Origin of the sequence: Kribbella sp. NPDC059898 (genome assembly GCF_042730855.1) — a bacterium.
GTDB lineage: Bacteria > Actinomycetota > Actinomycetes > Propionibacteriales > Kribbellaceae > Kribbella.
Genome location: NZ_JBHWKR010000007.1, coordinates 192,062 through 217,799 on the forward strand (window position 1 = coordinate 192,062; position 25,738 = coordinate 217,799).

The window sequence follows — 25,738 nt, forward strand, 5'->3', positions numbered from 1 at the left end:
TCCTAGCGCGGTGGACCTGCCACCACATTGATCAACGGTTCCCCGGACGCGTAGCGCTCCAGCTGCGCCCGCACCAGCCGGGCGACCCGCGGCGCGAACGCCGTCGACGCGCCGCCGCGGTGCGGATTGATCAGTACGTTCGGAGCAGACCACAGCGGATGTCCGGCGGGCAACGGCTCGGGGTCGGTGACGTCCAGCGCGGCCTGGATCCGCCCGGTGCCGAGCTCGGCGAGCAACGCGTCCGTGTCCACGACGACACCGCGCGCGACGTTCACCAGCAGGGCGCCGTCCTTCATCCGCTTGAGGAAGGTCGCGTCCACCATCCGCGTGGTCTCCGGCGTCGCGGGGGTCAGCAGCACGACCACGTCCGCGCGCGGCAGCAGCTCGGGCAGCGCGGAGATCGGGTGGACGCCGTCCCGTGCCCGCCGCGCGACCCGGATCACGTCGCACTCGAACCCGGTCAGCCGCCGCTCCAGCGCCTCGCCGATCGCGCCGTACCCGAGGATCAGCACGGTCCGGTCCGCGAGCGAGTCGTCGACCTCGTCGTAGGACCCCGGCCAGAGCTGCCGCTCCTGGTCGCGGACCGCGCGCGGGAGGTTCCGGAACGTCGCGAGGATCAGCCCGACCGCCAGCTCCGCCGTGGACGCGTCGTGCACGCCGCGCGCGTTGCACAACGTCACGCCGTCGGCGAGCCGCGACTGGACGTGCTCGAACCCGGCCGTCTGCAGCTGCACGACCTTCAGCGAAGGCATCTCCTTGACGACGTCGAAGACGTCACCGCCGCCCATGTAGCTGGGCACGTAGAACTCCACCTCGTCGAGCGACTTCGGCCGCTCACCGCCGGCGAACAGCTCCACGTCGAACCCCGCGGGCACGCCGCCGAGAAACGCCTCGGAGTCCTCCCACGGAAGCCATGCCTTCACCCCATCAGCCCTGTCAGCCATGTCACAGAACCTACTCGGAGCCGTGGACAGTTTGAACTCCCGTGCCACGGAGCGGGCACCGTCGTACTCTGGATCGGTGCCTTCGACATCGGATGTGGCGGCGGTGGTGGCGCACGATCAGGCCGTCGGGCGGCTGCGGGAGTCGTACGAACGGATCCCGCCCGGGGATCCCGTCCGGCTCGCGAAGCGCAGCTCGAACCTGTTCCGGCCGCGCACCGACACCGAGCGTCCCGGGCTGGACGTCTCCAAGCTGACCGGCGTGATCAGCGTCGACCAGGACGCCCGGACCGCCGACGTCCAGGGCATGTGCACGTACGAGGACCTGGTCGCCGCGACCCTCCCGCACGGGCTGACGCCGATGGTCGTCCCGCAGCTGAAGACGATCACGCTCGGCGGCGCGGTCACCGGGCTCGGCATCGAGTCGTCGTCGTTCCGGGCCGGCCTGCCGCACGAGTCGGTGCTCGAGCTGGACATCCTGACCGGCGCCGGCGACCTCGTCACGGCCCGTCCGGACGGCGAGCACGCGGAGCTGTTCCGGACGTTCCCGAACTCGTACGGCACCCTCGGCTACGCGACCCGGCTGCGGATCGAGCTCGACCGGATCTCGCCGTACGTCGCGCTCCGGCACGTCCGGGTCGCGCTCGACGAACTGGCCCCGGCCATCTCCACGATCGTTGCGGACGGCAAGTACGACGACGAGCCCGTGCACTTCGTCGACGGCGTGGTGTTCAGCCCGTCCGAGGCGTACCTGAGCCTCGGCCGGAACAGCGACGCCGCCGTCCGGACCAGCGACTACACCGGCCAGCAGATCTACTACCGGTCGATCCGGCAGCGGCCGAAGGACTTCCTCACCGCGCACGACTACCTGTGGCGGTGGGACACCGACTGGTTCTGGTGTTCCGCGGCGTTCGGCGCCCAGCAGCCCGTCGTACGGCGGCTGTGGCCCCGGCGCTGGCGGCGCAGCGACGTGTTCCACAAGATCGTCGGCTTCGAGAACCGGCACCACTACGCGGCCCGGCTGAACCACCGGCGCGGCCGCCCGGACCGCGAACGCGTCGTCCAGGACGTGGAGATCCCGGTCGCGCGGCTCGCGGACTTCCTGCGCTGGTTCGACAGCGAGGTCGGGATGCGGCCGGTGTGGCTGTGCCCGTTGCGGCTGCGCGGCTCCGAGTCCTGGCCGCTCTATCCGCTGAAGCCCGGCGAGACGTACGTGAACGTGGGCTTCTGGGGCACGGTCCCGATCGCGCCCGGCGCCGCGGACGGCGACGTCAACCGGCGGATCGAGCAGGCCGTGACCGACTTCGGCGGCCACAAGTCCTTGTACTCCGACGCGTACTACGACCGGGACACGTTCGACCGGCTGTACAACGTCCCGGCACTGACCCCAGTGAAACAACGCTACGACCCTGACGCCCGGCTCACCGGGCTCTACGAGAAGGCGGTGACGCGCCAGTGACGACGCTCGCGACCCAGGTATCGATCGCCGAAGCCCTCACGACCGTGATCCCGGACGGACTGCCGTTCCGGTTCACGGCCTACGACGGCAGTGCGGCCGGACCCGAGGACTCCCCGATCCACCTGCATCTGGCCTCCGAGCGCGGGCTGTCCTACATCCTGACCGCACCGGGAGACCTCGGTATGGTCCGCGCGTACGTGATGGGCGACCTGGAGATCACCGGCGTGCACCCGGGCAACCCGTACGAGCTGATGCGGCTGATGCTGGACCAGTTCCATTTCCACCGCCCGAAGGCCGCCGAGGCGCTGCGGATCATCCGCAGCCTCGGGTGGAGCCACCTGAAGCCGCCGCCCCCGCCGCCGCAGGAGCACCTGCCGAAGTGGCGCCGGACGTTCGAGGGGCTGCGGCACTCGAAGGCGCGGGACAAGTCCGCGATCCACCACCACTACGACGTGTCGAACACGTTCTACGAGTGGGTGCTCGGGCCGTCGATGACGTACACGTGCGCGGTCTACCCGACGGCTGAGGCCTCGCTGGAGGAGGCGCAGTTCGAGAAGTACGACCTGGTCGCGCGGAAGCTCGACCTGAAGCCGGGGATGCGGCTGCTCGACGTCGGCTGCGGCTGGGGCGGGATGGTCCGGCACGCGGCCCGCGAGTACGGCGTACAGGCGCTGGGCGTCACGCTGTCCGAGGCGCAGGCCGAGTGGGCGCAACAGGCGATCAAGCGCGAGGGGCTGGAGGGCCTGGCCGAAGTACGGTTCCTGGACTACCGCGACGTACCGGAGCGGGACTTCGACGCGATCAGCTCGATCGGGCTGACCGAACACATCGGCGTCCGCAACTACCCGTCGTACTTCACCTTCCTGTACGACCGGCTCCGCCCGGGCGGCCGGCTGCTCAACCACTGCATCACCCGGCCGGACAACCATTTCCGCAACACCGGCGCGTTCATCGACCGGTACATCTTCCCGGACGGCGAACTGATCGGCTCCGGCCGCATCATCGCCGAGGCCCAGGACGCCGGCTTCGAGGTCCGCCACGAGGAGAACCTCCGCGAGCACTACGCCCTCACCCTGGCCGCTTGGAACGACAACCTTGTCGCCCACTGGGACGAGGCCGTCGCCGAGGTCGGCCCCGCCACCGCCAAGATCTGGGGCCTCTACCTGGCCGCCAGCCGAGCCGGCTTCGAACACAACACGATCCAGCTCCACCAGGTCCTGGCCGCCAAACTCGACCACCGCGGCAACGCCCACTTCCCCCTCCGCCCGACCTGGGGCAGCTGAATCGTGCGAGGCAAAGCCGCGGCGGTGGCCGCCGTACTGGCCTTCGTCGCGGGGTGCTCCGAGCCGACGCCGAGCAGCTCCGCGTCGTCCGGAGCGCCGACTGCCTCGCCGGTGAAGTTGACCGTGGCCTCGACGGTGGTGACCGGACTCGGGGTGCCGTGGGGAGTCGCGTTTCTGCCCGACAAGAGTGCGTTGGTGACCGAGCGGGACGCCGGGAAGGTCGTGCGGGTCGCCGGTGGGCGGGTGACCGAGGTAGGGAGCGTCGACGGGGTGAAGTCCTCGTCGGAGGGCGGGTTGCTGGGGATCGCGGTCGATCCCGGGTATCCGGGGAGGCCGTACGTCTACGTGTACTACTCCAGCGGGAGCGACAACCGGATCGCGCGGATCACCTACCAGGACGGGAAGCTGTCGGACCAGCAGGTGATCCTGGACGGGATCCCGGAGGCGGCGATCCACAACGGCGGACGGCTCCGGTTCGGGCCGGACGGCTTCCTGTACGCCGGAACCGGCGACGGCGCCGAGCAGCCGAACTCGCAGGACGACAACTCGCTCGGCGGGAAGATCCTGCGCATCACCACCGACGGGAAGGCGGCGCCGGGCAACCCGGACGGGCGGGTCTGGATCACCAAGGGCCACCGGAACGTGCAGGGCCTGACGTTCGACGGGAACCAGCTGTACGCCGCGGAGTTCGGGCAGAGCACCTGGGACGAGCTCAACGTGATCACCCCGGGCAACAACTACGGCTGGCCCGCCGCCGAGGGGATCAGCCATCTGGACGGGATGACCGACCCGATCGCGCAGTGGCCGACCGCCGACGCGTCGCCGTCCGGCATCACGTTCGCGAAGGGGTACGTCTTCATGGCCGGGCTGCGCGGCCAGCGGCTGTGGGCGATACCCGTTGCGGGAGGCAAGCGAATCGGCGAACCGAAGGCGTTCTTCACCCAGCAGTACGGGCGTTTGCGGACGGTCGAGCTCGCCCCGGACGGCTCACTGTGGCTCACTACCTCGAACACCGACGGCCGCGGTCAGCCACGCGCGGGCGACGACCGGATCCTTCGCGTGACGCTGAGCAATTGAGAGGTAGGGCACGTCCTGAACAGTCAACCCTTTCAGCCTTGAGGTCGTCTGGTACTTGTTGAAGAAACGACCCGAGGAGGAGATCGGTATGCCGACCGGCCAGGCGTCTGGCGTCCCCAGCAGTGTGATCGCATCAGTGAGCAGCTTCGCCGATGCTCGGCGAACAGCGGAGTACCTGAGAAGTTACGGGATGGACGCGGCGAGCCTGGACATCGTCGGTGCCGGACTCCGGCAGGCCACCAGACGGCCGCGGGTCCCGGTTGTCCGGATGACGGCCGTCGGCGCGCTGCAGGGCGCACTGCTCGGCATCCTGGCGGCGGTCTTCGTCACACTGGTCGCGCAGACCACGCTGACCAGTTTCGCGGTCGTGCTGTGGGGCTTCGTGTACGGGCTGATCGTCGGCACGCTGTGGGGGCTGTTCCGCGCGCTGTTCCGCAACCGGCCGGACACGGTCACCACCGAGATCCACCCGACCCGGTACGAGCTCCGCTGCCCGTCCGACGAGCTCTCGGTCGCCCAGACCCTGCTAGCAAAGGCATCCGACGACGACGTCCGGGTCGAGCAGGACACGACGGCAGTGCACGAGCACCGCGACGCCGCCTGAAAGCACTGAAGTGCCGGACCCGGTGCAGCGGGGTCCGGCACTTCAGGACGGCGTCAGATGCCGAGCTTCTCGTTCAGCAGTTGGCGGACCTTGGCGGCGTCGGCCTGGCCGCGCATGTCCTTCATCACCGCGCCGATCAGCGCACCCGCGGCCGCGGGCTTCCCGGAGTTCACCTTCTCGACCACGTCCGGGTTCGCCGCGATCGCGCGGTCGATCGCCTCGAGCAGCGCCGAGTCGTCGGACACGAGCGCCAGCCCGCGCTTCTCGATGATCTCCGCCGGCGTCCCTTCACCGGCGAGCAGACCCTCGAACACCTGCCGCGCGAGCTTGTCGTTCAGCGTGCCGTCGTCGACCAGCTTCTGCACCTCGGCGATCTCGGCCGGACCGACGGGCAGCGCGTCGAGCTCCGTGCCGGAGTCGTTCGCCGCGCGGGCCAACTCGCCCAGCCACCACTTCTTCGCCGCGGCCGGCGACACCCCGAGTTCGACCGTCGACACGATCAGCTCGACCGCGTTGCCGTTCACGGCGTCCCGCATCTCGAGGTCGGTGAAACCCCACTCCTGCTGCAGCCGGGCCCGCCGTACCGCCGGGGCCTCCGGCAGTGTCGCGCGGATCTCCTCGACCCACTCCCGCGACGGCGCCACCGGCACCAGGTCGGGCTCCGGGAAGTACCGGTAGTCGTCGGCGTCGGACTTCTCCCGGCCGGCCGTCGTGATGCCGGTGTCCTCGTGCCAGTGCCGGGTCTCCTGCAGGATCTTCCCGCCGGCCGACAGCACCGCCGCCTGCCGGGTGATCTCGTAGGTCACCGCGCGCTCGACCGAGCGGAACGAGTTCACGTTCTTGGTCTCGGTACGGGTACCGAGCGCCGTCGAGCCGGACGGCTTCAGCGACACATTGACGTCGGCGCGCAGCGATCCCTGGTCCATCCGGACGTCGGAGACGCCCAGCGAGAACAGCAGGTCGCGCAGCATCGCGACGTACGCCCGCGCCACCGCGGCCGCCTTCTCGCCCGGCACCTCGATCGTCTTGGTGACGATCTCGATCAGCGGGATGCCGGCCCGGTTGTAGTCGACCAGCGAGTGCGTGGCGCCGTGGATCCGGCCGGTCGCGCCGCCCACGTGGGTGGCCTTGCCGGTGTCCTCCTCCATGTGCGCGCGCTCGATCTCGATCCGGTACGTCTCGCCGTCGACGACCACCTCGGTCCAGCCGTTGAACGCGATCGGCTCGTCGTACTGCGAGGTCTGGAAGTTCTTCGGCATGTCCGGGTAGAAGTAGTTCTTCCGGGCGAACCGGCACCACTCGGCGATCTCGCAGTTCAGCGCCAGGCCGATCCGGATCGCGGACTCGACCGCCTTCGCGTTCACCACCGGCAACGCGCCCGGCAGACCGAGGCAGACCGGGCAGGTCTGGGTGTTCGGCGGGGCGCCGAACTCGGTCGGGCAGCCGCAGAACATCTTCGACCGGGTGTTCAGCTCGACGTGGACCTCGAGGCCCATCACCGGGTCGTACTGCGTCAACGCGTCGTCGATCTCAAGGACCTCAGCAGTCATCGGGTCACCTCCAGCTCCGGAGCCTTGGTCATCAGTACGCCGCCCCACTGGTCGGCGAGTGCCGCCTCGAGCGCGCCGCCGACCTTGTACAGCAGGTCGTCGCGCATCACCGGCGCCATCACGTGGAAGCCGACCGGCAGGCCGTCCTCGTCGGCGAGGCCGCACGGGAACGACGCGGCCGCGTTGCCGGCCAGGTTGGACGGGATCGTGCAGAGGTCGTTCTTGTACATCGCGATCGGGTCGTCGATCCGGTCGCCGATCGCGAACGCGGTCGTCGGCGTGGCCGGCGAGACCAGCACGTCGACCTGCTCGTACGCGTTCGCGAAGTCGCGGGCGATCAGCGTCCGCACCTTCTGCGCCTGGCCGTAGTAGGCGTCGTAGTATCCGCTGGAGAGCGCGTGCGTGCCGAGGATGATGCGGCGCTTGACCTCGGCGCCGAACCCGGCCTCGCGGGACAGCGCGGTGACCTTCTCCGCGCTGTTCTCCCCGTCGTCGCCGACGCGCAGCCCGTACCGCATCGCGTCGAACTTGGCCAGGTTGGACGAGGCCTCGCTCGGCAGGATCAGGTAGTACGCCGGGAGGGCGTACTGGAAGTGCGGGCAGGAGACCTCGACCACCTCGGCGCCGAGCTTGGTGAGCAGCTCGACCGCCTCGTGGAAGCGCGCCTCGACACCCGGCTGGTACCCCTCGCCGCCGAGCTCCTTGACGACGCCGATCCGCAGCCCGGCGACGTCACCGTTGCGGGCCGCCGCGACCACCGGTGGGACGTCCTGGTTGATCGAGGTGGAGTCCATCGGGTCCCAGCCCGCGATCGCCTCGTGCAGCAGCGCCGCGTCCAGCGTCGTCCGCGCACACGGGCCTGGGGTGTCCAGGCTCGAGGCCAGCGCGATCAGCCCGTACCGCGAGGTTCCGCCGTACGTCGGCTTGACGCCGACCGTCCCGGTGAACGCCCCCGGCTGGCGGATCGAGCCGCCGGTGTCGGTGCCGATCGCCAGCGGCGCCTCGTACGCCGAGATTGCCGCCGACGAACCGCCGCCGGAACCGCCCGGGATCCGGGTCAGGTCCCACGGGTTGTGGGTGGTGCCGTACGCCGAGTTCTCCGTGGAGGAGCCCATCGCGAACTCGTCCATGTTGGTCTTGCCGAGGATCACGATCCCGGCGTCCTTCAGCCGCTTCACGACGGTCGCGTCGTACGGCGGCTTCCAGCCCTCGAGGATCTTCGACCCGGCCGTGGTCGGCACACCCTCCTGGGTGAGCACGTCCTTCAGCGCCAGCGGCACGCCGGCCAGCGGCGACAGCTGCTCGCCCGCGGCCCGCCTGTCGTCGACCGCCTTCGCCTGCGCCAGCGCGCCCTCGGTGTCGACGTGCAGGAACGCCCGCACGTCGCCGTCGACGGCCGCGATCCGGTCCAGGTGCGCCTGGGTGATCTCGACCGAGCTGGCCTGCTTGGACGTCATCAGGTCCGCCAGCTCCGCCGCGGTCTTCCGCGTCAGATCACTCATCGTCAGTCCTCCTCCAGGATCCGCGGCACCCGGAAGCGCTGCTCCTCCACGGCCGGCGCACCGGACAGCGCCTGCTCCGGGGTGAGGCACGGGACGGTCTCGTCCGCGCGCATCACGTTGGTCAGCGGCAGGGCGTGCGAGGTCGGCGGGATGTCGTCCGCCGCCACCTGGCTGACCTGCCCGACCAGGGTGATGATCTGGTCGAGCTGCGGAGCGAGGTGGTCGAGCTCGTCGTCGGAGAGCTCGATCCGCGCCAGTCGCGCCAAGTGCGCAACCTCTTCGCGGGTAATCGAAGGCATGAACCGATCCAATGCGTGCAGTAGCTGAAAGCCATGTAGACACATGACTGCCGTCAGCTTAGTGGGCCGCCTGTGACAGAGGTATTTCGCCTGTGGACAACAGCTCGATGAGACGGGCGGGCGTGTCCTCCCCTACCGCTCTGTAACATGGGCGGCGACAAGGCGTTACGCGCACGGTGATGGGCTGGGAGATGATCGTTCGGTGTTCCTGCTGCGCTTGATCATCCCGGACCGGCCCGGTTCGCTGGGCGTCGTGGCGACCGCCCTCGGCGAGGTGAACGCCGACATCCACGCGATCGAGATCGTCGAGCACCGCCGGGAGAACGGCACCGCGGTCGACGACATCGTGGTCGACCTGCCGCCCGGCGTGCTGCCGGACCGGCTGGTGTCGGCCTGCAACAGCGTCGCGGACGTCGAGGTCATCTGGTTCTCCCGGTACGGCGCCGGCGGCGGGCTGCACATGGACCTCGAGGCCGTCGAGCAGATGACGTCCGCGCCCGCGGACGCGATCGACATCCTGGTCGAGCAGTCCCCGGCCGTCCTGCACGCGGACTGGGCGGCACTGCTGGACGGCACCGGCAGCGAGGTGAAGGTCGCCCTGGAGACCAGCGCGACCCCGGAGTTCGGCGACGTCGCCGGCCAGTGGCTGCCGCTGGCGAAGGCCACCACCCTGGACGCTCCGGACCACAAGGGCCTCGCCGAGTCCGTCCTGGTCGCGGCCCCCCTCGAGTCCGACCGCCGCGTCCTGGTGATCGGCCGCCGCGGCGGCCCCGAATTCCTCGGCTCCGAAGTAGCCCGCCTCTCCTACCTCGCCTCCCTGGCCGTCACCATCCGCGCCACCGCCTGACCCGTACACAGAAGAACCCCGCTCGCGTCGGCGAGCGGGGTTCTTGACGTTCCGGCTCAGGTGAACTGGAAGTAGGCGAGGGCCCAGAGGCCGGCGATGATCAAGAGGACTACGACGCCGACGAGGGTGACGATCAGGATCGCCTGGCTGTTGGAGCCGTTCCGGTCCGGGAGGTCGAACTGGGTGGGGCCCCAGGCCCCGCCGCCGTCGACGCGCTGGACGGCCTCGGGCGGCGGCTGGGCCACCGTCCGCGACTCGCGCTTCTCCCGGGGGAACTTCACATCCGGCCTCCGTGCGTCAGGCGTAGAACGACTCGTACTCGATCGTGACCCGCTGCGACCCGTAGCTTCCGCTGCTGTCGCCGTCGATCTCGACCTTCCAGCCGCCGACATAAGCAGCGTACTGCTTGCCGTCACTGTGCGCCTGGATGTACGCCTTCACCGCCGCAGCGTTCCCGCCCTTGAGGACACCGAACGCGTCGTTCATCGCCGACGTCATCGCGCCCTTCACGGCGCTGCCGCTGTCCGCGGACGCGCTGAACTCGAGCATCTTGATGCCCTTGTTCCCGCTGGCCAGGAAGAACACCCGCTGCGATCCGTACTTGCCGACGTCCTTGCGGCAGGAGCTGGTGCAGACGTACGTCTTCGCCTTCAGCGCCGCGGTCATCTCGGCCACGGTGGTGTCGAAGGTCTGGTCCGGCAGGTCCAGCGACTCCTCACCGTTCTTGTGACCGGACACCCGCAGGCTCGAACCGTCGTTGCTGAGCTGGAACGAGCCCCAGTTCGTGCCGACCTCGGAGGACCGCTGACCGGTCTTCACCGCGTCCTGGATCTTGGTCACCGAGTCGCCGCCGAAGGTGTCGTTGCCGATCGCCTGCAGCGCCTGGCCGAACGCGACCTGGGCGTTGTTGTTGTTGTCCTCGTCGTCGGTCTCGACCCGCGCCGCGATGATCGTGCCGTCGGACTTGAACTGGAAGATCACCGACGACGACTTGCTGTTGCCGTCGAGCTTGAAGCAACCGCGGTGCGCACCCTGGCCGGTGTTGAACAGGTCGCTGCAGCCGAAGCCCATACCCTGCAGCTTGTCGGTCACGGCCTTCGCCTGGCCGGTCGCGTTGCCGAGCTCGCCGCCGGTGCCACCACTGGTGGTCGGGGACGTCGACGGGTCGCCGCCCTGGCTCTGGCCGGTCGTCGGCTGGCTCTGCGGGGTGTCGTTACCGCCGAACGCGCGGATGCCGAGGAACACCAGCAGGCCGATCACCACGATGCCGACCACGCCACCGCCGATCACCAGCGGCAGCTTGTCCTTGCTGATACCGCCCGGGCCCTTGCCGCCACCCGGACCGCCCTGACCGCTCGGCTGCCACTGCCCGGGCTGTCCGCCCTGCTGCTGGTGCCAACCACCCTGCTGCGGCTGCTGCTGACGCTGCCCCCAGGACTGCTGCTGGTACGCACCGCCGCCCTGCTGCGGCTGCTGACCCCAGCCACCACCGGGCTGACCCTGTTGACCGGGCTGCTGTCCCCAGCCACCCTGCTGTGGCTGGTCCTGCTGCGGCGGACGCCCTTGCTGAGGCTGGCCTTGCTGAGGCTGGCCCTGCTGCGGCGGCTGGCCGTGCTGCTGAGGTTGCTGCGGCTGCTGAGGCTGTTGCCCCCAGCCACCACCCTGAGCGGGAGGCTGCTGTCCCCAGCCACCCTGCTGAGGCTGCTGCGGCGCACCTCCCTGTCCCCCGTGCTGCCCGCCTGGCTGTCCCCCCGGCTGCCCAGGACCCCACGGTCCCTGCGGCGGCGTCGTCATATGTTGCTCCTTCTGACCCAGATCTCGACGTGCAAAGTTAACAGTCGGACGGCTCAGCCCGGTCGGCGGATCCGTCCGGCCGCGAATTCTTCCGCGAGTTTCAGGACTCCCCGGCCGCTGGCGTACTCGCCACCGCGGCCGCCGCCTCGGCGCCGTCGTCCAGCAGCACCCGGAACCCGGCGGAGTCCAGGATCGGTACGCCGAGTTGCACGGCCTTGTCGTACTTCGACCCCGGTGAGTCCCCGACCACCACGAACGACGTCTTCTTGGACACCGAACTCGCGGCCTTCCCGCCACGCCCGACGATCGCGTCGGTCGCCTCGTCGCGGCTGAACCCTTCGACGGTCCCGGTCACCACGACGGACAGCCCGGTCAGCGTCTGCGGCAGCGTCGGACCGGTCCGCTCCTCGCGCATCTGCACGCCGGACGCTTGCCACTTGTCGACGATCTGCTGGTGCCACGGCACCTGGAACCACTCGATCATCGCCTGCGCGATGGTCGGCCCGACCCCCTCGATCTCGGCCAGTTGCTCCTCGCTCGCGGCCCGCACGTCGTCGATGTTGTCGTACACCTCGGTCAGCGCGGCCGCGGCGGTCGGCCCGACGTGCCGGATCGACAGCGCCACCAAGGCCCGCGACAGCGGCTTGGTCTTCGCCTCCTCGAGGTTCGCCAGCAGCTTGCGGGCGTTCGCCGACAGGGCACCGGCCTTCGTCGTGAAGAACTCGCTCTCGGCCAGCTTCTCCTCGGTCAGCGCGAACAGGTCGCCCTCGTCCGCGAGCAGGCCGCCACTGATCAGCGCGTCCGCCGCTTTGAACCCGAGCCCTTCGATGTCGAACGCAGACCGCCCGGCCAGATAGAACAGCCGCTCCCGCAACTGGCCCTGGCAGTACTGCGAGTTCGGGCAGCGGATGTCGACGTCCGACTCCTTGGCCGGCGCCAGCACCGTGTCGCACCACGGGCAGCGGGTCGGCATCTCCCACGCCGGCAGCCCCTTCGGGCGCAGGTCCACCACCGGCCCGAGCACCTCCGGGATCACGTCGCCCGCTTTCCGCAGTACGACGGTGTCGCCCGGGCGGACGTCCTTGCGGGCGACCTCCTTGGCGTTGTGCAGGGTCGCGTACTCCACCGTGGACCCGGCGACCCGGACCGGCTCCATGTGCGCGAACGGGGTAACCCGGCCGGTGCGGCCGACGTTCACCTCGATCTCGATGAGCTTGGTGTTCACCTCTTCCGGCGGGTACTTGTACGCGATCGCCCAGCGCGGGGCGCTCGACGTGGACCCGAGCGCGCGCTGCAGGTCCAGCTCGTCGACCTTCACCACGACGCCGTCGATCTCGTGGTCCACCGAGTGCCGGTTCTCGCCGTAGTACGCGATGAACTCGTTGACCGCGTCGAGCGTGCCGACCCGGCGGGCGCGGTCGCTGACCGGGAGGCCCCACGCCTTGAGCTGCTCATACGCGTCGGAGAGCCGGCCGAAGGTGTGCCCTTCGACCTTGCCGAGGCCGTGCACGACGAACCGCAGCGGGCGGGCCGCCGAGACGCGCGGGTCCTTCTGGCGCAGTGATCCGGCGGCGCTGTTCCGCGGGTTGGAGAAGACGTCCTTGCCGGCCTCGACCAGCTGGGCGTTCAGCTCCTCGAAGTCCTCGACCCGGAAGTAGACCTCGCCGCGGACCTCCAGGAACGCCGGGAGGTCGTCGCCGTGCAGGTGCTCCGGGATGCTCTTGATCGTCCGCACGTTCGGCGTGACGTCCTCGCCGGTACGCCCGTCGCCGCGGGTCGCGCCGCTGACGAGCTTGCCGTTCTCGTACACCAGGTCGAGCGCGAGGCCGTCCACCTTGAGCTCGCACAGGAACCCGCTGTCGACGATCTGCTGGACCGTGACCTCGCGCTCCAGCCGCTTCGCCCACGCCTCCATCTGCTCGGCCGAGAACGCGTTGCCGAGGCTCTCCATCCGCATCGGGTGGTCGACCGGGGTGAACAGTGTCGAGATCGGGGCGCCGACCTTCTGGGTGGGCGAGTCCGGGGTGCGGAGCTCGGGATACTGCTCCTCGATGCCCTGCAGCTCGTGCATCAGCGCGTCGAAGTCCGCGTCCGAGATGATCGGGCTCGCCAGGTAGTAGCGCGCCCGGTGGTCCTCGATCTCCTGGCTCAGCTCCGCGTGCCGCGTCCGGACATCCGCGGGCGCCCCAACGTTCTCGCTCATAAGCCGAACTTACAGCCGGCCACCGACGTTTTCCGATTACTCGCTGGCGGCTTCGCCCACCACGTCGACGACGTCGCGGAGGAGTTTCAGGCGCGCCCGGGCGTCGGCCGGCGACGGGGCGGCCGCGAGTCCGCACGCAGGCGTGATCACGACCTGGTTCAGCAGCTCAGGATCGAGCCCTAGCTCGCGCCAGCGCCGTACCAGCGGCTGTGCGGCCTGCTCCGGCCGCGGCAACGGTCCTGTGGTCGGAACGACGCCCGCGTAGATCTTGGTACCTGCTTCCACCGCAGCCGCCACCTGGTCCCAGGCTGCGTTGTTGAGCAGTGACACGTCCACGGCGATCCCGTTCGCGCCGGACCTGGTGAACACCTCGATCGGCGGCCGTTCCGCACAGCAATGCACCACGCTCGGCGGGAAGAGGCTCAACAGCTCCACAGCACCAGGACCGTCCACAGACCGGTGCTTGCTCCAGCCTGACGCCGTCGGCACAGCACCAGCCAGTACGGCGGGCAGCCCGGGCTCGTCCAGCTGCAACAGCACCTCAGCCCCTGGTACACGCTTGCGTACTTCGGCCAGGTGCTGCTCCACGCCGTACGCCAGAGCCTGGGCGAGGTCCCGCCGCGCGCCGTGGTCCGCCAGCACCTTGTCACCCCGCGGCCGCTCTACCGCAGCAGCCAGCGTCCACGGGCCGGTGACTTGTACCTTGAGCTGGCCCTGGTACCCGTCGGCGTACTCCTCCAGCACATCCAGGTCCTCATGAAGCAAAGCCCGCGCCCGCCGCTGGTCAAGGCTGGCCCGCGCGTCTCCACCACCCGTCAGGCGCCACCCGACGGGTTGGAGGTCAGCCGCGAGCTCTGTGAGTACGGCGATGGTCCGGCTGATCATGTCGCCGTACGGGCGGGCCGGGAGCTCGGGGAGGAACGGGAGGTCGACCAGCTCGAGTACTGCGCGCATCCACTCGCGGATGTCGTCGCCGGGGACCGAACCGAGACCGGTGGTGGTCATACGGCGGCGCTGACGCGCTGGACGCTGTCGATCGTGGCGGAGCCGATCACACGGGTGCCGTCGTACAGGACCACAGCCTGCCCGGGGGCGACGGCGGAGGTGGGTTCCTCGAAGGAGACCTGCACCTGATCACCCAGGACTGTTGCGACCACAGGTACCTCTTCGCCATGGGCGCGGAGCTGGGCGCCGGCGCGTAGCTCGGCGGCGGGAGCGGGACCGCACCAGCGGGGCTTGGAGGCCGTGAGGTGGGAGACCGCCAGTTCCGCGCGGGAGCCGACCGTCACAGTACGGTCCACCGGGCTGATGTCCAGGACGAAACGGGGCTTGCCGTCCGCGGCCGGCGTACCGATCTTCAGGCCCTTGCGCTGGCCGATCGTGAAGCCGTGGGTGCCCTGGTGCTCGCCGAGCTTGTTGCCCTGTGCATCGACGATGTCGCCAGGGGACTCGCCGAGCTGGGCGCCCAGGAAGCCCGCGGTGTTGCCGTCGGCAATGAAGCAGATGTCGTGGCTGTCCGGCTTGGCGGCCACCGACAGCCCGTGCCGCTCGGCCTCCTCGCGGACCTCGGTCTTGACCGTGTCGCCGAGCGGGAAGAACGCGTGCGCGAGCTGCTGCTGGGTCAGCACGCCGAGCACGTACGACTGGTCCTTGGCCGGGTCGACCGCCCGGTGCAACTCCCGCGCACCGTCCGCGGTGTCCACGATCCGCGCGTAGTGCCCGGTCACGACCGCGTCGAACCCGAGCGCGAGCGCCCGCTCCAGGACGGCGCTGAACTTGACCTTCTCGTTGCACCGCAGACACGGGTTCGGCGTACGGCCGGCGGCGTACTCGTTGACGAAGTCCTCGACCACGTCCGCGTGGAACCGCTCGGCCAGGTCCCAGACGTAGAACGGGATGCCGATCACGTCCGCGGCCCGGCGGGCGTCGCGGGAGTCCTCGATCGTGCAGCAGCCGCGCGCACCGCTGCGGTACGACTGCGGGTTCCGGCTGAGCGCCAGGTGCACGCCGGTCACGTCGTGCCCGGCCTCGGCCATCCGCGCCGCCGCGACCGCGGAGTCCACTCCGCCGGACATGGCTGCGAGTACCCGCATCAGGTGTTCCTTCCCACGTTCTGCAAGCCGGCGGACTTCGCCCGCTCCACCACCGGCCCGATGTTGTCCAGCACCGCGTCCACGTCCGCCCGGGTCGACGTGTGCCCGAGGGTGAACCGGAGCGAGCCGCGGGCCCGCTGGTCGTCGTACCCCATCGCGAGCAGCACGTGGCTGGGCTCGGCGACGCCGGCGTTGCACGCGGAGCCGGTGGACACCTCGATCCCGCGCGCGTCGAGCAGCAGCAACAGCGAGTCGCCCTCGCAGTCGCTGAAGGACAAGTGTGCGTTACCGGGCAAGCGGCCGGCCGGATCCCCGGACAGCTTGGCGCCCTCGACGGTGCTGGTGATGCCGTGGATGAGCGCGTCCCGCAGCTCGGTCAGCCGCACCGCCTCCGCGGCCTGGTGCTCGACCGCGTGCTCCGCGGCCACCGCGAACCCGGCGGTCGCCGGCGCGTCGAGGGTGCCCGACCGTACGTCGCGCTCCTGTCCCCCGCCGTGCAGGATCGGCGTCAACTGCGTCTCCTTGTGCACGACCAGCGCGCCGATCCCGTACGGACCACCGAGCTTGTGCGCCGACACCGTCATCGCGTCCACGCCGAGCGCCGCGAAGTCCACCGGCACCTGCCCGATCGCCTGGACCGCGTCGGTGTGCACGGGTACGCCGTACTCCTGGGCGATCGCCGCCACCTCCGCGACCGGCTGCAGCGTGCCGACCTCGTTGTTCGCCATCATCAGCGTGACGAACGACACGCTCTCCGGGTCCCGCTCGACGGCCCGCCGTACGTCGTCCGGCCGCACCCGGCCGAGCTCGTCGACCGGCAGCCACTCGATCTCGGCGCCCTCGTGCTGCCCGAGCCAGACCGCCGGGTCCAGGACCGCGTGGTGCTCGATGCCGCTGAGCAGGATCCGGCGGCGGCGCGGGTCCTGCCCGAGCCGGGACCACCAGAGGCCCTTGAGCGCGAGGTTGTCCGCCTCCGTACCGCCAGAGGTGAAGACGATCTCGCTCGGCTGGGCGCCGAGCGCAGCGGCGATCGACTCGCGCGCCTCCTCGACCGTACGGCGTGCGCACCGTCCGGAGCCGTGCAGGGACGACGCGTTACCGGTACGGGCGAGGTGACGGGTCATCGCCTCGATCGCGGCCGGGAGCATGGGGGTCGTCGCCGCGTGGTCCAGGTACACCGTGCGACGGTCGGTGGAAGTCATATCGGTTTCAAGGGTATGTCCGCCGCGGATGTTCCCGCTCCCCGGGAGCCGAGTGACCCGCCCGCGCGTCATTCTTCCCGGGGGGTTCATCGCGTCGGGAAGGCGGAGTCATGAGCGATTGGTGGACAGAGCGGCGGCAGAACCAGCAGCTGTCGGACCTGCAGAGCGAGATGTCGTACGCGCGGTCGGAGGCGTCCAGCCTGCGCTCGCAGCTGTCCCGGGTCCAGGGCAGCCTGCAGAGCCGGGTGGACAGCATGTCGCGCGCGTTCGACGCGTTCGTCGAGCTGTCCGACCTGCGCCAGGAGACGGTCGCCTTCCTCGACGCCGCCGAACTCCGCCGGTACGCCGCCCGCGTCCTGAGCGCGATGGCCGCCGGCGCGGAACTCCCCACGCCCGGCCGGCCCGTACCGCAGTACTGGCTCGAGCCCGCCGTCGTCGCGCTCGTCTCGCTGCACTCCGGGACCCCCGACGAGGAGGCGGTGAGTACGGCGATCAAGCTCGACGAGCGCCGTACGTCGACGTTCCTGGCGCTGGCGTTGGCGGCGCTCGGGCAGCGTCACCAGGTACGGAACGAGTGGATCGACGCGGCGTTCGGCGTACCGTCCGACGACGGCTCGCTGACCCGGGTCCAGCGGGTGCTGTGGACGACGGCCGCGCGCGGCGGATTCAGCGCGGAGTCGCTGGACCTCGTCGTACAGCGGCTGCAGGCAGCCGTGTCCACCGACGGCGCGTGGCTGACGCGGCTGGAGTCTCGCGGCAGTACGACGGCCCGGCCGCGCGGGCTGAAGGGCACGGAGAGGCAGGACGACGCGTGGATGCGGCTGAGCCGGGTCCGCGACGCCGTCGACTCCATCGTCGGCAACACCGAGGCCCGCGAGCCCGACCCGAGCCTGACCGCCGACACCACCACCGAACCGGACAAGAACAGCACTGCCGCCCTCCTCCGCCTCCTCATCTCCGAAGGCAGCGAACCCGAACGCGAGACACTCGCGCGCATCGCCGTACTGCGCTCCCGCGTCACCAACGGCGCCGAATCCGTCGAAACCCTGTCGGACTCCGCCGGCAAGGTCGACGCCCTCCTCGCCGACGACCTCGCCATGGCCGCCGAACCACACCTGGCCGCGACCGCGCTCCGGATGATCAGCCCATCGGTCCTGCCCGCCGTGGAAAGCCTCGCGCAGATCGCCGACCAGCCCGGCCCGTCCGAGGTATCCGTCGACAGCGGCAGCCAGACCGTGACCATCCGCAAGGACGGCCCCGACCAGCTGCAACTGGCGGCCGCCGCGGCCGCCATCACGTCCCGCGTCGGCGGTCCGACAGCCGGGCAACTGGCAGTACCGATCGGGTTCCTCGGCGCGGGCGTGCTGGTGGCGGTCGGGCTTGGACTGCTCGTGCACTGGTTCTGGATCGTGGTCGGCCTGGCCCTGATCGGCATCGGCCTCAACAGCTACTGGAAACTCCGCACCAACCTCGCCGCCGACCGAGCCCGCACCGAAGGCGAAGTAACCAACCTCAACGACCGCTGCACCACCGCCACCACCACCTTCACCACCTACCTCAACAACACCCCCACACGCCGAGAATCCATCACCACCGACCTAACCCACCTCCGCACCCAACTCACCCCAAGCACCGCCCCAGCCACGTAAGCCAACCGCCAACCAACGGGCGGATGCGGTTGACGGGCGCATGCGGCTGACGGGCGCATGCGGTCAGCCCCCGCGTGCTCCGCAGGTGCTCCGATCGCTCCGCTCCCTCCCGCACCCGCTCCGCGCTCCCACCCACCGGCTTGCGCCGGCATGCAGCCTGCTTCCGCAGGCGAGTGGCGAACTGCCGCTCGCGAGCGACCGCTAAGCGGACGTACTTCGTGAGGCCGGGCCGGGTGAGTGCGCAGACACCAGACGCACGTACTACGTGAGGCGCGCCCCGGTCAGCGACGCGGGCACATCAGGCTGATCTGCTTCGCGAGACGGCACCGGGTGAGCGGCGCGGCGCCGTCTCGTCGTGCGCGTCCAGGCAGACGCGGACCTGCTCCGACGTACCGCGGCCGACCACCCGCCGAACCTGGGCCGCGATCGCGAGCCCGCACCCCGGCCCGCAAGAGGTCGATCAGCCCGCGAACCTGCGACACCCCATGGACACAGGGAACAAGCTATGGGGACTGAGAACAAGCCCTACCCTGTCGTCAGTCACCACAGGCTGTTCCCGGTAACGCGGGGCGAGCCACGTCAAGGGTGGGAGCGCAACCCCACGGCGTAGGGTCGGCCGGACGAGCGGTTGGGTGGGCGGCTCCGACGTACCAGCATCGCCGGCAAGCGCCGCGCGGAGGGCGCGGCTGCTCCGTCGTGCGACTGCCGGCGGCCAGTCGCGCAGGCACGGTCCACTCGTCGGTGTTATGAGGGCTTCCGATGTGTGGCGGGGTACACAACAGCCCGGCGCGGACGTACGTCGGCCGAGCTGTTGGCCTGTGCGGTTGTTACCTGCCAGCACCGCCCGCCGGAGCCGACTGCAGCGGCGACCCCGGCGGTGCGAGTCCGCTGGTGGTGCGGATGCGGGTGAGCTGGCGGTGGGAGCGGGTGCAGGACACGGGCGCGACCGCTTGCAGGCAGCGGCGGAGCGGCCCGCGCGGTAGGCGTACGCAACTGCCCGGCGCGGCTTGGGCCCGGCCGGGCTGTTGGTGCTGTACGGCTGTCGGATGTAGCACCCGACTGCGGACGCGGCTGCCGCGTGGGGTTGGTGACGTGGTGCGGGTGTCCCTGCACGGATGCCGCGTGCGTGTGCCGCGTGCGTATGCTGCCTTTGCGGGTGATGCGTGCGCGGCTGCTCGTGGTGTTTGCCCGGGTGGAGCCGGGTGGCGGGGGCGCTCGTAGGTCGCAGGTGGCGCATTCGGATGTGGCGGGAACGCAACAGCCCGGCGCGGCTTGGGGCCGGCCGGGCTGCTGGAGTGGTGTTGGTGCGCGCCCGCCGCAGGAAGCGCGGCTACCGGGTTCGGCTGGCGTGGGGCGGCCGCTGCGTGGTGCTGGGTGGAGTGGCCGCGCGGTGCGGGTGGGTGAGCTGTGGTTAGGACTTGCGCTTGGTTACTTCTTCGGTGGCGGTGGGGAGGACCTTGTGGAGGTCGCCTACTACGCCGAAGTCGACCAGTTCGAAGATGGGGGCTTCGGGGTCCTTGTTGACGGCCACGATTGTCTTCGAGGTTTGCATGCCGGCGCGGTGCTGGATGGCGCCGGAGATGCCGGCCGCGACGTACAGCTGCGGTGACACCGTCTTGCCGGTTTGGCCGACCTGGTAGGCGTGGGGGTACCAGCCTGAGTCGACCGCGGCCCGGGAGGCGCCGACCGCTGCGCCGAGGGAGTCGGCGAAGGCTTCGATCGGGCCGAAGTCGCCGCCGGTACCGCGGCCGCCGGAGACGATGATGGCGGCCTCGGTGAGTTCGGGGCGGCCGGTGGCCTCGCGGGGCTTGGAGTCGGTGATCCGGGCCGTCTTGGCGGCGTCGGAGATCGTCACGTCGAACTCCTCCACCTCCGGCGACGTCTCGGCGGCTTCCGGTGTCGCGGCGTTCGGCTTGACGGTGATGATCGGGGTGCCGTGGGTGACCTTCGCCTGGACGGTGAAGTTGCCCGCGAAGACCGACTGCGTGGTGACGGGACCTTCCTGTACGTCGACGGCGTCGGTGATCAGGCCGGAGTCCAGCTTGACCGCGAGCCGGGCGGCGATCTCCTTGCCCTCGGCGCTCGACGAGATCAGGATCGCGGACGGCTCGAGCTTGGCCGCGACCTGCTGCAGCGCCTCCGCCTTCGGGGCCACGAGGTACTGCGTGAGCTCCGGGTTGGACAGCGCGATCACCTTCGTGGCGCCGTACTGCCCCAGCGCCGGCAGCGCCGCCTGCACCTCAGAGCCGATGAACACGGCGACCGGCTCGCCGAGCCGGCGGGCGATCGTGAGGAGCTCGGCGGTCGTCTTGCGGACCGCGCCCGCGGAGTGGTCAACGAGAACGAGAACGTTCGACATAGCGCGCCCCTCAGAGGAACTTGTTGGTGGACAGGAACTCGACCAGCCCGGCAGCGCCGCTGCCGTCCTCGTCGGTGACGATCGTGCCGGCGGTGCGCGCCGGGCGGGCGGTCACCTCGACCACCTCGGTCCACGCGCCGGAGCCGCCCACCTGGCCCAGCTGATCCGGGGTCAGCTCGAGGTCGGCCAGCGACCAGGTCTCGACCGGCTTCTTCTTCGCGGCCATGATGCCCTTGAACGACGGGTACCGCGGCTCGTTGGCCTGGTCGGACACCGACAGCACCAGCGGCAGCGTGCCCTCGATCGTCTCGCTCGCGGTGTCGCCGTCGCGGCGGATCCGGACGGTCTGGCCGTCGACGGTCACCTCCGAGCCGAGTGTCACGGCCGGCAGCCCGAGCCGCTCCGACACCATCGCCGGGACGACACCCATGCCGCCGTCGGTCGACCCCATGCCGAACACGACCAGGTCGGCCTCCAGCTTGGCCAGCGCCTTCGACAGGATCAGCGAGGTGGCCACCGCGTCCGAGCCGTGGATCGCGTCGTCGATCACGTGGACACCGGCGTCGGCACCCATCTGCAGGCCCTTCTTCACCGCGTCGGCGGCCTGCTCCGGGCCGACCGTGAGAACGGTCACCTCGGCGTCGCCGGCCTCCTTCACGGTGAGCGCGGTCTCGACGGCATATTCGTCCAGTTCGGACAGCAGCCCGTCGACACCGGCGCGGTCCACCGTGTTGTCCTCCGAGCGGAAGCGGCGGTCCGCGGTGGCATCCGGCACGAACTTCGCGCAGACGACGATCTTCATAGCGTGTGGGACCCCTTCTGGTTAACGGTCTCTCCAAGCCTGCCATGGATGTTACCCGCGAGAAACATACGGCTGGTGCGAGTCCCATCACAGTCTCGGGCACGACTAGTCTGAGTCGGTGACCGAGACGTTACCTCTGACCGGCGAGCGGACCGCGCCTGGGATCTGGCATGAGAACTATTGGGTCTCGACCGCCAACCCTATGTGCTATCACGCCTGCCACGCCTGACTCACGGTACCTACGCACCTCAGGTTATCCGGCCAATTAGCGGACCGGCCAGGAGCACCAACCTCCCAACCGGTCCTAGACCGGACTACGGAGGTCCGACCGTGAGTGAAGTATCCCAAGACAACGACAACATCGACCCGCAGACGTTCGAGCCGACGACCGAGACGGAGCGGTACAGCTGGGATCTCGGCTACGAATCGGGCTATGAGGCTCGCCTGAAGCTCCGCGGTAAGACGATCGACGACAAGATGGACGAACTGCGCGAGGTCCTGCGCGAGCTGATCGCGGAGCTCGACGGCGTGATCGACGAGGACGAGCGATGACCGCCGAGCAGGAGCTGCGCGAGCAGTTGAAGGAGGACCTGCTGCGCCACCTCGACCGGGATGTTCACCGCTCCGGGTACGTGATCGCCTGGATCGCCAGGGAGTTGACGTTGACGCAGCTTGAGCGGCTCCTGGACGAGCTGGACGGCATGTACGGCGCTCCAGGGCGCCAGTAGTACCCGAACGACCGGAACGGCCTCCTGGAAGCCCCAGGAGGCCGTTCACGTATGTGTCACCAGGTCCCGAATCCCCCCGTACCTAGCACCGACTGGACGGTGCCGCCACGGTGCCGGATCTCGCGCCGTAGCGTCGTGATGATCTTGTCGGCGGCATCGCGCGAGTCGAGCGCGCCGGTCACGTTGATGTTGAAGTTGTTGATCACGGCCCCCGATCCAGTCCCGACCGCACCCTGCCGTACGCCGGTGGTCGGGAGCGCCGCGTTGGCCAGCTGACTCGCGGCGCCGGCAACGCTCGGCAGCCTGCTGACCATGCCACTCGCGAAGCCCTCGGCCGTCATCGCGCCGTGCCATGCCAGCACCTTCGACGGCGAGCGGATCCCTAGGTCCTTCTTGATCCGGCCGACGATCGCGGCAACCAGCTTGGCGCTCGCTGCGTCCAGCGCCTTCGTCTTCGCCAGGAGGCCGTTCACGAGGCCCTGTGCGCCGTCCACACCGGCCTGATAGAGCGTGCTGGAAGTGGAGGTACCCAGAGTGCCGGAAACCTTGTTGATCTGGCCCTGGAGACTGTTGACGGCGTTGATGGCGGACTGCCCACCGCCGAGCAGCGCACTCGCGAGATCCCCACCCTGTCCGGCGCCTGCTTCCGCCAGCTGCTGGTACACGGTCGAGTTGAGGCCCTTCGCCTTGAGGCTGGCGAGGTTGGTGACGAAGTTCTGCGTCTTCCGCAGAGTGTCCGACATCTGGCCGATGATCGCCGATGCGGTGATGCTCCCGGAGCTGTCAGCCTGCGTGTTGACGATCGAGTTGAAGCTGAGCGCCGCGTCCGTGATGGACTTCTTGAAGTCGTTGCGGACTTGGACGGCAGCGGCGAGCTTGTCCTGGGCGGCCTTCAGCTGTCCTGCCGCCTGGACTCGCAGATTCGCCAGCGCTATCAGCTTCTTGCTGCCGGCGGTGAGCGCGTTGGACAGCTTCTTGTCGCCGCCGGTCAGGTTCTTGATCATCGTCTGAACGAGCGCGGTCTCCTGGGCGATGTCGGCGCCGGTACCGGCCTTGCCCGCACTGGAGAATCCGCGGCTCAACTCGCCGCGGAGTTGGCGGAACCCGCGGTTGGGTACGACGAAGCCGTTGTGTTCGGTGATCAGGATCTCGGGACCCTTTTCGCCGATGACGTACGGCTGCCCGGCCTTCACCGGACCACCCGAGGCGCGCGCCTTGATCCCCGCCGGGATGCCGCCGACCGTGTTCGTCTGGATCATGTTCTTGTAGAAGTTCGTGGTCAGCGTGACCGTTTTCGACGCAGGCAGCGAGTTGAGCGCGGCCTTCGCGGTGGCAATCCCGGCTTCGAGCTTCTTGATGTCGGCGTTCAGCTGCGCCCGGCGTTCCTTTGTCAGATCCTTGCTCGCGAGTTCGGTCTTCGCGGTCGAAAGCTTCGCCTGCAGATCCTGGATGTTCGCGTTCAGCCTCGCCGTACGGCTGACGTTCGGGATGCCGAACATCGAGGCGGCCATGGCCTTCGCCTGCGGGATCGTGGCGCCCATCTGGTGCGCGATCTGGATGAAGTTCGCGCGGGACTTCTCCGCAGCCAGACCGGCGGCGTCAGTGCCCTTGCCGGCTTTGATCATGTCCGACGCGAGCTGGTTCGACGCGGTGGCGAGCGCGTTCAATGCGGCCTGGTTCGCGCGGCCTGCCGCAGTATGAAGGTCCAGGCCCTTGCCGTTGGCCTTCAGTGATGCGGTCGCGTCGGCGGTGGCCTGAGCGACCGCGATCTGGTCGGCCGACAAGCCGAGGTTGACGCCTTGCAGCTTGAACAACGAGGTGATCAGCGCGTTGGTGGCGGCCGTCTGCCGGTTGAACTCGGCGGTCAGGGCACGGGCCTGGCGGTTGGCGAGGACCGTCGCGTTGGCAACGCCGGTGATCGCGGGCGCAGCAGCGCCGTGGGCGCGGGCATAGGCGACAGCCGCCGCACCCGACTGGTTCAGCACGCCGGCGAGCTTCTGGCTGTCGACAGTCGACCCACTGAGCAGGCCGTCGACCTTCGAGATCGCGGTGAACAGGGCATCGAAACCGGCCTTCACCGGGTTGAGCTTTTCCGCGAGACTGGTGAAGCTACTGAAGCCGCCGGGGAGCTTCTTCACCATTGCGTTGAGGTCGTTCAGGACCTGGATCGTCTTGATCGCGCTGTCGGCGAGACCGCCGATCCCTTGGGCGAGATCCTTGAGTCCTTGAGGGTTCTTCTCGACCGAGTTCGACAGGTCGATCAGTTTGCCGGACAGCTTGCCCACGATGTCCGGCAACGCGCCACCGAGCGACCTCAGTACGGCGACGGTCGCGGTGCTGAGTGGCTGCATCGCTGGCGCGAGACGCTCGAACGCCCTGCCCACGTCGTTGCCGAACTGGGTGAACGCCGGCGCGAGCGTCTTGAACGAATCAGCGAGAGCGGGCTTGAAGGTGCCGAACGTACGTTTCGCCGTGTCGGCCATAGAAAGCAAGGTGGACTCGAACGGCGTCGACAACTGCCGCATGTCGGAGCCCATGCCGTCCAGAGTGGTGGACCAGGTCTGCTGGACGGCCTTGGACTTGGCGGCGAACACGACCCCGAGCGTGCCGAGACCAGCGCCGAACCCGGCCACCAAGCCGGAGGCCGCCATGGCGCCGACTTCGGGAAGTACCGCCACCACCGCGGCGCCCAGACCAACGGCCAGAGCAGGCCCGAGAACGGGCGTCTTTAGTACCCCGGCAGCTCCACCGATGAAGCCGTTGCCCGCGTTCTCGCCGGCCTGCTTGAACACGTTCCCGCCGTCGCCGGTGAACCACTGAAGCACCGACTTCCCGAGGCTCTTGCCCGCAGCTTTGCCTTCGTTCTCCAGCGTGCTACCCAGGGACTTCGCGGCCTTCTCGGCATCCGTTCCCGCGCGTGCGGCGTCACGCCGCGCCTTGGCCAGGTTGTTCTCTGCGGCAACGATCTGGGATGCCTTGGAGTTCGAGTTGGCGCGCACCTCCTGGAGGCGCTTCTCCGCCACTGCTACCCGGCCCAGGACATCACTTTGCTTGTCCTGCGCCTTGGTCAGCGCCTCGGAGGCCTTCTGCGCCTCAGCAGAGATCTTGACGCTCTTGGACAGGCTGGAGCTCGTCTTGTCCGCCGAGCGAGCCACCTTGTCGAAGGTGCTCGAGGCACCGAGATCGCGAGCTGTGATTGTGAAGGCGAGCGATGAATCAACCATCTCAGTCCCTCCGGGTAGCAGCGGCCTTCTTGCTCCTCGCCACCTCGGCGCGCCCGCTGTGAATCAGCTTCTCTGCCTCGTGCTTCGGCAGGTCGGTCTCTTCGCCCCGAGCGGGCCACGGG

The 25,738-nt window shown here is 69.4% G+C and carries 21 protein-coding genes; 8 read left to right on the forward strand and 13 right to left on the reverse strand.

Annotated features, from left to right (window positions below):
* Positions 1-2 precede the first annotated feature (2 nt).
* Positions 3-944: a 2-hydroxyacid dehydrogenase gene (locus ACFV9C_RS23190; RefSeq protein WP_380196565.1), complete on the reverse strand. Its 942-nt coding sequence runs from the start codon at positions 942-944 to the stop codon at positions 3-5.
* Between the two features lie 76 nt (positions 945-1,020).
* On the opposite strand from ACFV9C_RS23190, the gene ACFV9C_RS23195 reads away from it, so the two are divergent.
* The 4 genes from ACFV9C_RS23195 (at position 1,021) to ACFV9C_RS23210 (ending at position 5,364) form a co-directional block, all read left to right on the forward strand.
* Positions 1,021-2,400, forward strand: a complete 1,380-nt coding sequence (locus ACFV9C_RS23195) for an FAD-binding oxidoreductase (protein WP_380196567.1) — start codon at positions 1,021-1,023, stop codon at positions 2,398-2,400.
* Positions 2,397-3,683, forward strand: coding sequence for a class I SAM-dependent methyltransferase (locus tag ACFV9C_RS23200; RefSeq protein ID WP_380196568.1), 1,287 nt, complete (start codon positions 2,397-2,399; stop codon positions 3,681-3,683). The genes ACFV9C_RS23195 and ACFV9C_RS23200 overlap by 4 nt, the downstream gene beginning before the upstream one ends.
* Positions 3,684-3,686: 3 nt before the next feature.
* The gene (locus tag ACFV9C_RS23205; RefSeq protein WP_380196570.1) at positions 3,687-4,760 is read left to right on the forward strand and encodes a PQQ-dependent sugar dehydrogenase; all 1,074 of its coding nucleotides are present in this window, start codon (positions 3,687-3,689) and stop codon (positions 4,758-4,760) included.
* A 190-nt stretch (positions 4,761-4,950) separates the two neighbouring features.
* Positions 4,951-5,364 carry a hypothetical protein gene (locus ACFV9C_RS23210; protein WP_380196572.1) on the forward strand — a complete coding sequence of 138 codons (414 nt, stop codon included), beginning with the start codon at positions 4,951-4,953 and terminating at the stop codon, positions 5,362-5,364.
* Between the two features lie 53 nt (positions 5,365-5,417).
* Here ACFV9C_RS23210 and gatB read toward each other — a convergent pair whose 3' ends face one another.
* From gatB to gatC, 3 genes are read right to left on the reverse strand one after another with little or no spacing between them, the layout of a single operon-like run.
* A complete protein-coding gene (gatB, locus tag ACFV9C_RS23215; protein WP_380196573.1) occupies positions 5,418-6,914 on the reverse strand; it encodes an Asp-tRNA(Asn)/Glu-tRNA(Gln) amidotransferase subunit GatB in 1,497 nt (498 codons plus the stop codon).
* Positions 6,911-8,416, reverse strand: coding sequence for an Asp-tRNA(Asn)/Glu-tRNA(Gln) amidotransferase subunit GatA (gatA, locus tag ACFV9C_RS23220; protein ID WP_380196575.1), 1,506 nt, complete (start codon positions 8,414-8,416; stop codon positions 6,911-6,913). The genes gatB and gatA overlap by 4 nt, the downstream gene beginning before the upstream one ends.
* A 2-nt stretch (positions 8,417-8,418) precedes the next feature.
* Positions 8,419-8,715 carry an Asp-tRNA(Asn)/Glu-tRNA(Gln) amidotransferase subunit GatC gene (gene gatC, locus ACFV9C_RS23225; RefSeq protein ID WP_380196577.1) on the reverse strand — a complete coding sequence of 99 codons (297 nt, stop codon included), beginning with the start codon at positions 8,713-8,715 and terminating at the stop codon, positions 8,419-8,421.
* A 202-nt stretch (positions 8,716-8,917) separates the two neighbouring features.
* Here gatC and ACFV9C_RS23230 point away from each other — a divergent pair, with 202 nt between their 5' ends.
* Entirely contained in the window at positions 8,918-9,562 is a 645-nt protein-coding gene (locus tag ACFV9C_RS23230) for an amino acid-binding protein (RefSeq protein ID WP_380196578.1), read from the forward strand.
* A gap of 56 nt (positions 9,563-9,618) precedes the next feature.
* Here ACFV9C_RS23230 and ACFV9C_RS23235 read toward each other — a convergent pair whose 3' ends face one another.
* The 6 genes from ACFV9C_RS23235 to ACFV9C_RS23260 form a co-directional block, all read right to left on the reverse strand.
* Complete coding sequence (locus tag ACFV9C_RS23235; protein WP_344188287.1) at positions 9,619-9,843, reverse strand: hypothetical protein; 225 nt, start codon at positions 9,841-9,843, stop codon at positions 9,619-9,621.
* Positions 9,844-9,859: 16 nt separating this feature from the next.
* Positions 9,860-11,356, reverse strand: a complete 1,497-nt coding sequence (locus ACFV9C_RS23240; protein ID WP_380196580.1) for a hypothetical protein — start codon at positions 11,354-11,356, stop codon at positions 9,860-9,862.
* 100 nt (positions 11,357-11,456) lie between these two features.
* Positions 11,457-13,559, reverse strand: a complete 2,103-nt coding sequence (ligA, locus tag ACFV9C_RS23245; RefSeq protein ID WP_380196581.1) for an NAD-dependent DNA ligase LigA — start codon at positions 13,557-13,559, stop codon at positions 11,457-11,459.
* A 36-nt stretch (positions 13,560-13,595) separates the two neighbouring features.
* Positions 13,596-14,564, reverse strand: coding sequence for a methionine synthase vitamin-B12 independent (locus ACFV9C_RS23250; protein WP_380196582.1), 969 nt, complete (start codon positions 14,562-14,564; stop codon positions 13,596-13,598).
* Positions 14,561-15,652: a tRNA 2-thiouridine(34) synthase MnmA gene (gene mnmA, locus ACFV9C_RS23255; protein WP_380196584.1), complete on the reverse strand. Its 1,092-nt coding sequence runs from the start codon at positions 15,650-15,652 to the stop codon at positions 14,561-14,563. The genes ACFV9C_RS23250 and mnmA overlap by 4 nt, the downstream gene beginning before the upstream one ends.
* Positions 15,652-16,854: a cysteine desulfurase family protein gene (locus tag ACFV9C_RS23260; protein ID WP_380196586.1), complete on the reverse strand. Its 1,203-nt coding sequence runs from the start codon at positions 16,852-16,854 to the stop codon at positions 15,652-15,654. Before ACFV9C_RS23260 ends, mnmA begins: the two co-directional genes overlap by 1 nt.
* Positions 16,855-16,964: 110 nt before the next feature.
* Here ACFV9C_RS23260 and ACFV9C_RS23265 point away from each other — a divergent pair, with 110 nt between their 5' ends.
* Positions 16,965-18,503, forward strand: a complete 1,539-nt coding sequence (locus ACFV9C_RS23265) for a hypothetical protein (protein ID WP_380196587.1) — start codon at positions 16,965-16,967, stop codon at positions 18,501-18,503.
* Positions 18,504-19,914: 1,411 nt separating this feature from the next.
* On the opposite strand, the gene ACFV9C_RS23270 is transcribed toward ACFV9C_RS23265, so the two are convergent.
* Together ACFV9C_RS23270 and ACFV9C_RS23275 are read right to left on the reverse strand one after the other, a co-directional pair.
* Positions 19,915-20,862 carry an electron transfer flavoprotein subunit alpha/FixB family protein gene (locus ACFV9C_RS23270; protein WP_380196589.1) on the reverse strand — a complete coding sequence of 316 codons (948 nt, stop codon included), beginning with the start codon at positions 20,860-20,862 and terminating at the stop codon, positions 19,915-19,917.
* 10 nt (positions 20,863-20,872) lie between these two features.
* Positions 20,873-21,664 carry an electron transfer flavoprotein subunit beta/FixA family protein gene (locus ACFV9C_RS23275; protein ID WP_380196591.1) on the reverse strand — a complete coding sequence of 264 codons (792 nt, stop codon included), beginning with the start codon at positions 21,662-21,664 and terminating at the stop codon, positions 20,873-20,875.
* A 330-nt stretch (positions 21,665-21,994) separates the two neighbouring features.
* Between ACFV9C_RS23275 and ACFV9C_RS23280 the strand changes: the two genes are divergently transcribed.
* Together ACFV9C_RS23280 and ACFV9C_RS23285 are read left to right on the forward strand one after the other, a co-directional pair.
* The gene (locus tag ACFV9C_RS23280; protein WP_380196593.1) at positions 21,995-22,216 is read left to right on the forward strand and encodes a hypothetical protein; all 222 of its coding nucleotides are present in this window, start codon (positions 21,995-21,997) and stop codon (positions 22,214-22,216) included.
* Entirely contained in the window at positions 22,213-22,392 is a 180-nt protein-coding gene (locus ACFV9C_RS23285; RefSeq protein ID WP_380196594.1) for a hypothetical protein, read from the forward strand. The genes ACFV9C_RS23280 and ACFV9C_RS23285 overlap by 4 nt, the downstream gene beginning before the upstream one ends.
* A gap of 56 nt (positions 22,393-22,448) precedes the next feature.
* Here ACFV9C_RS23285 and ACFV9C_RS23290 read toward each other — a convergent pair whose 3' ends face one another.
* Entirely contained in the window at positions 22,449-25,547 is a 3,099-nt protein-coding gene (locus ACFV9C_RS23290) for a hypothetical protein (RefSeq protein ID WP_380196596.1), read from the reverse strand.
* Positions 25,548-25,738: the final 191 nt, after the last annotated feature.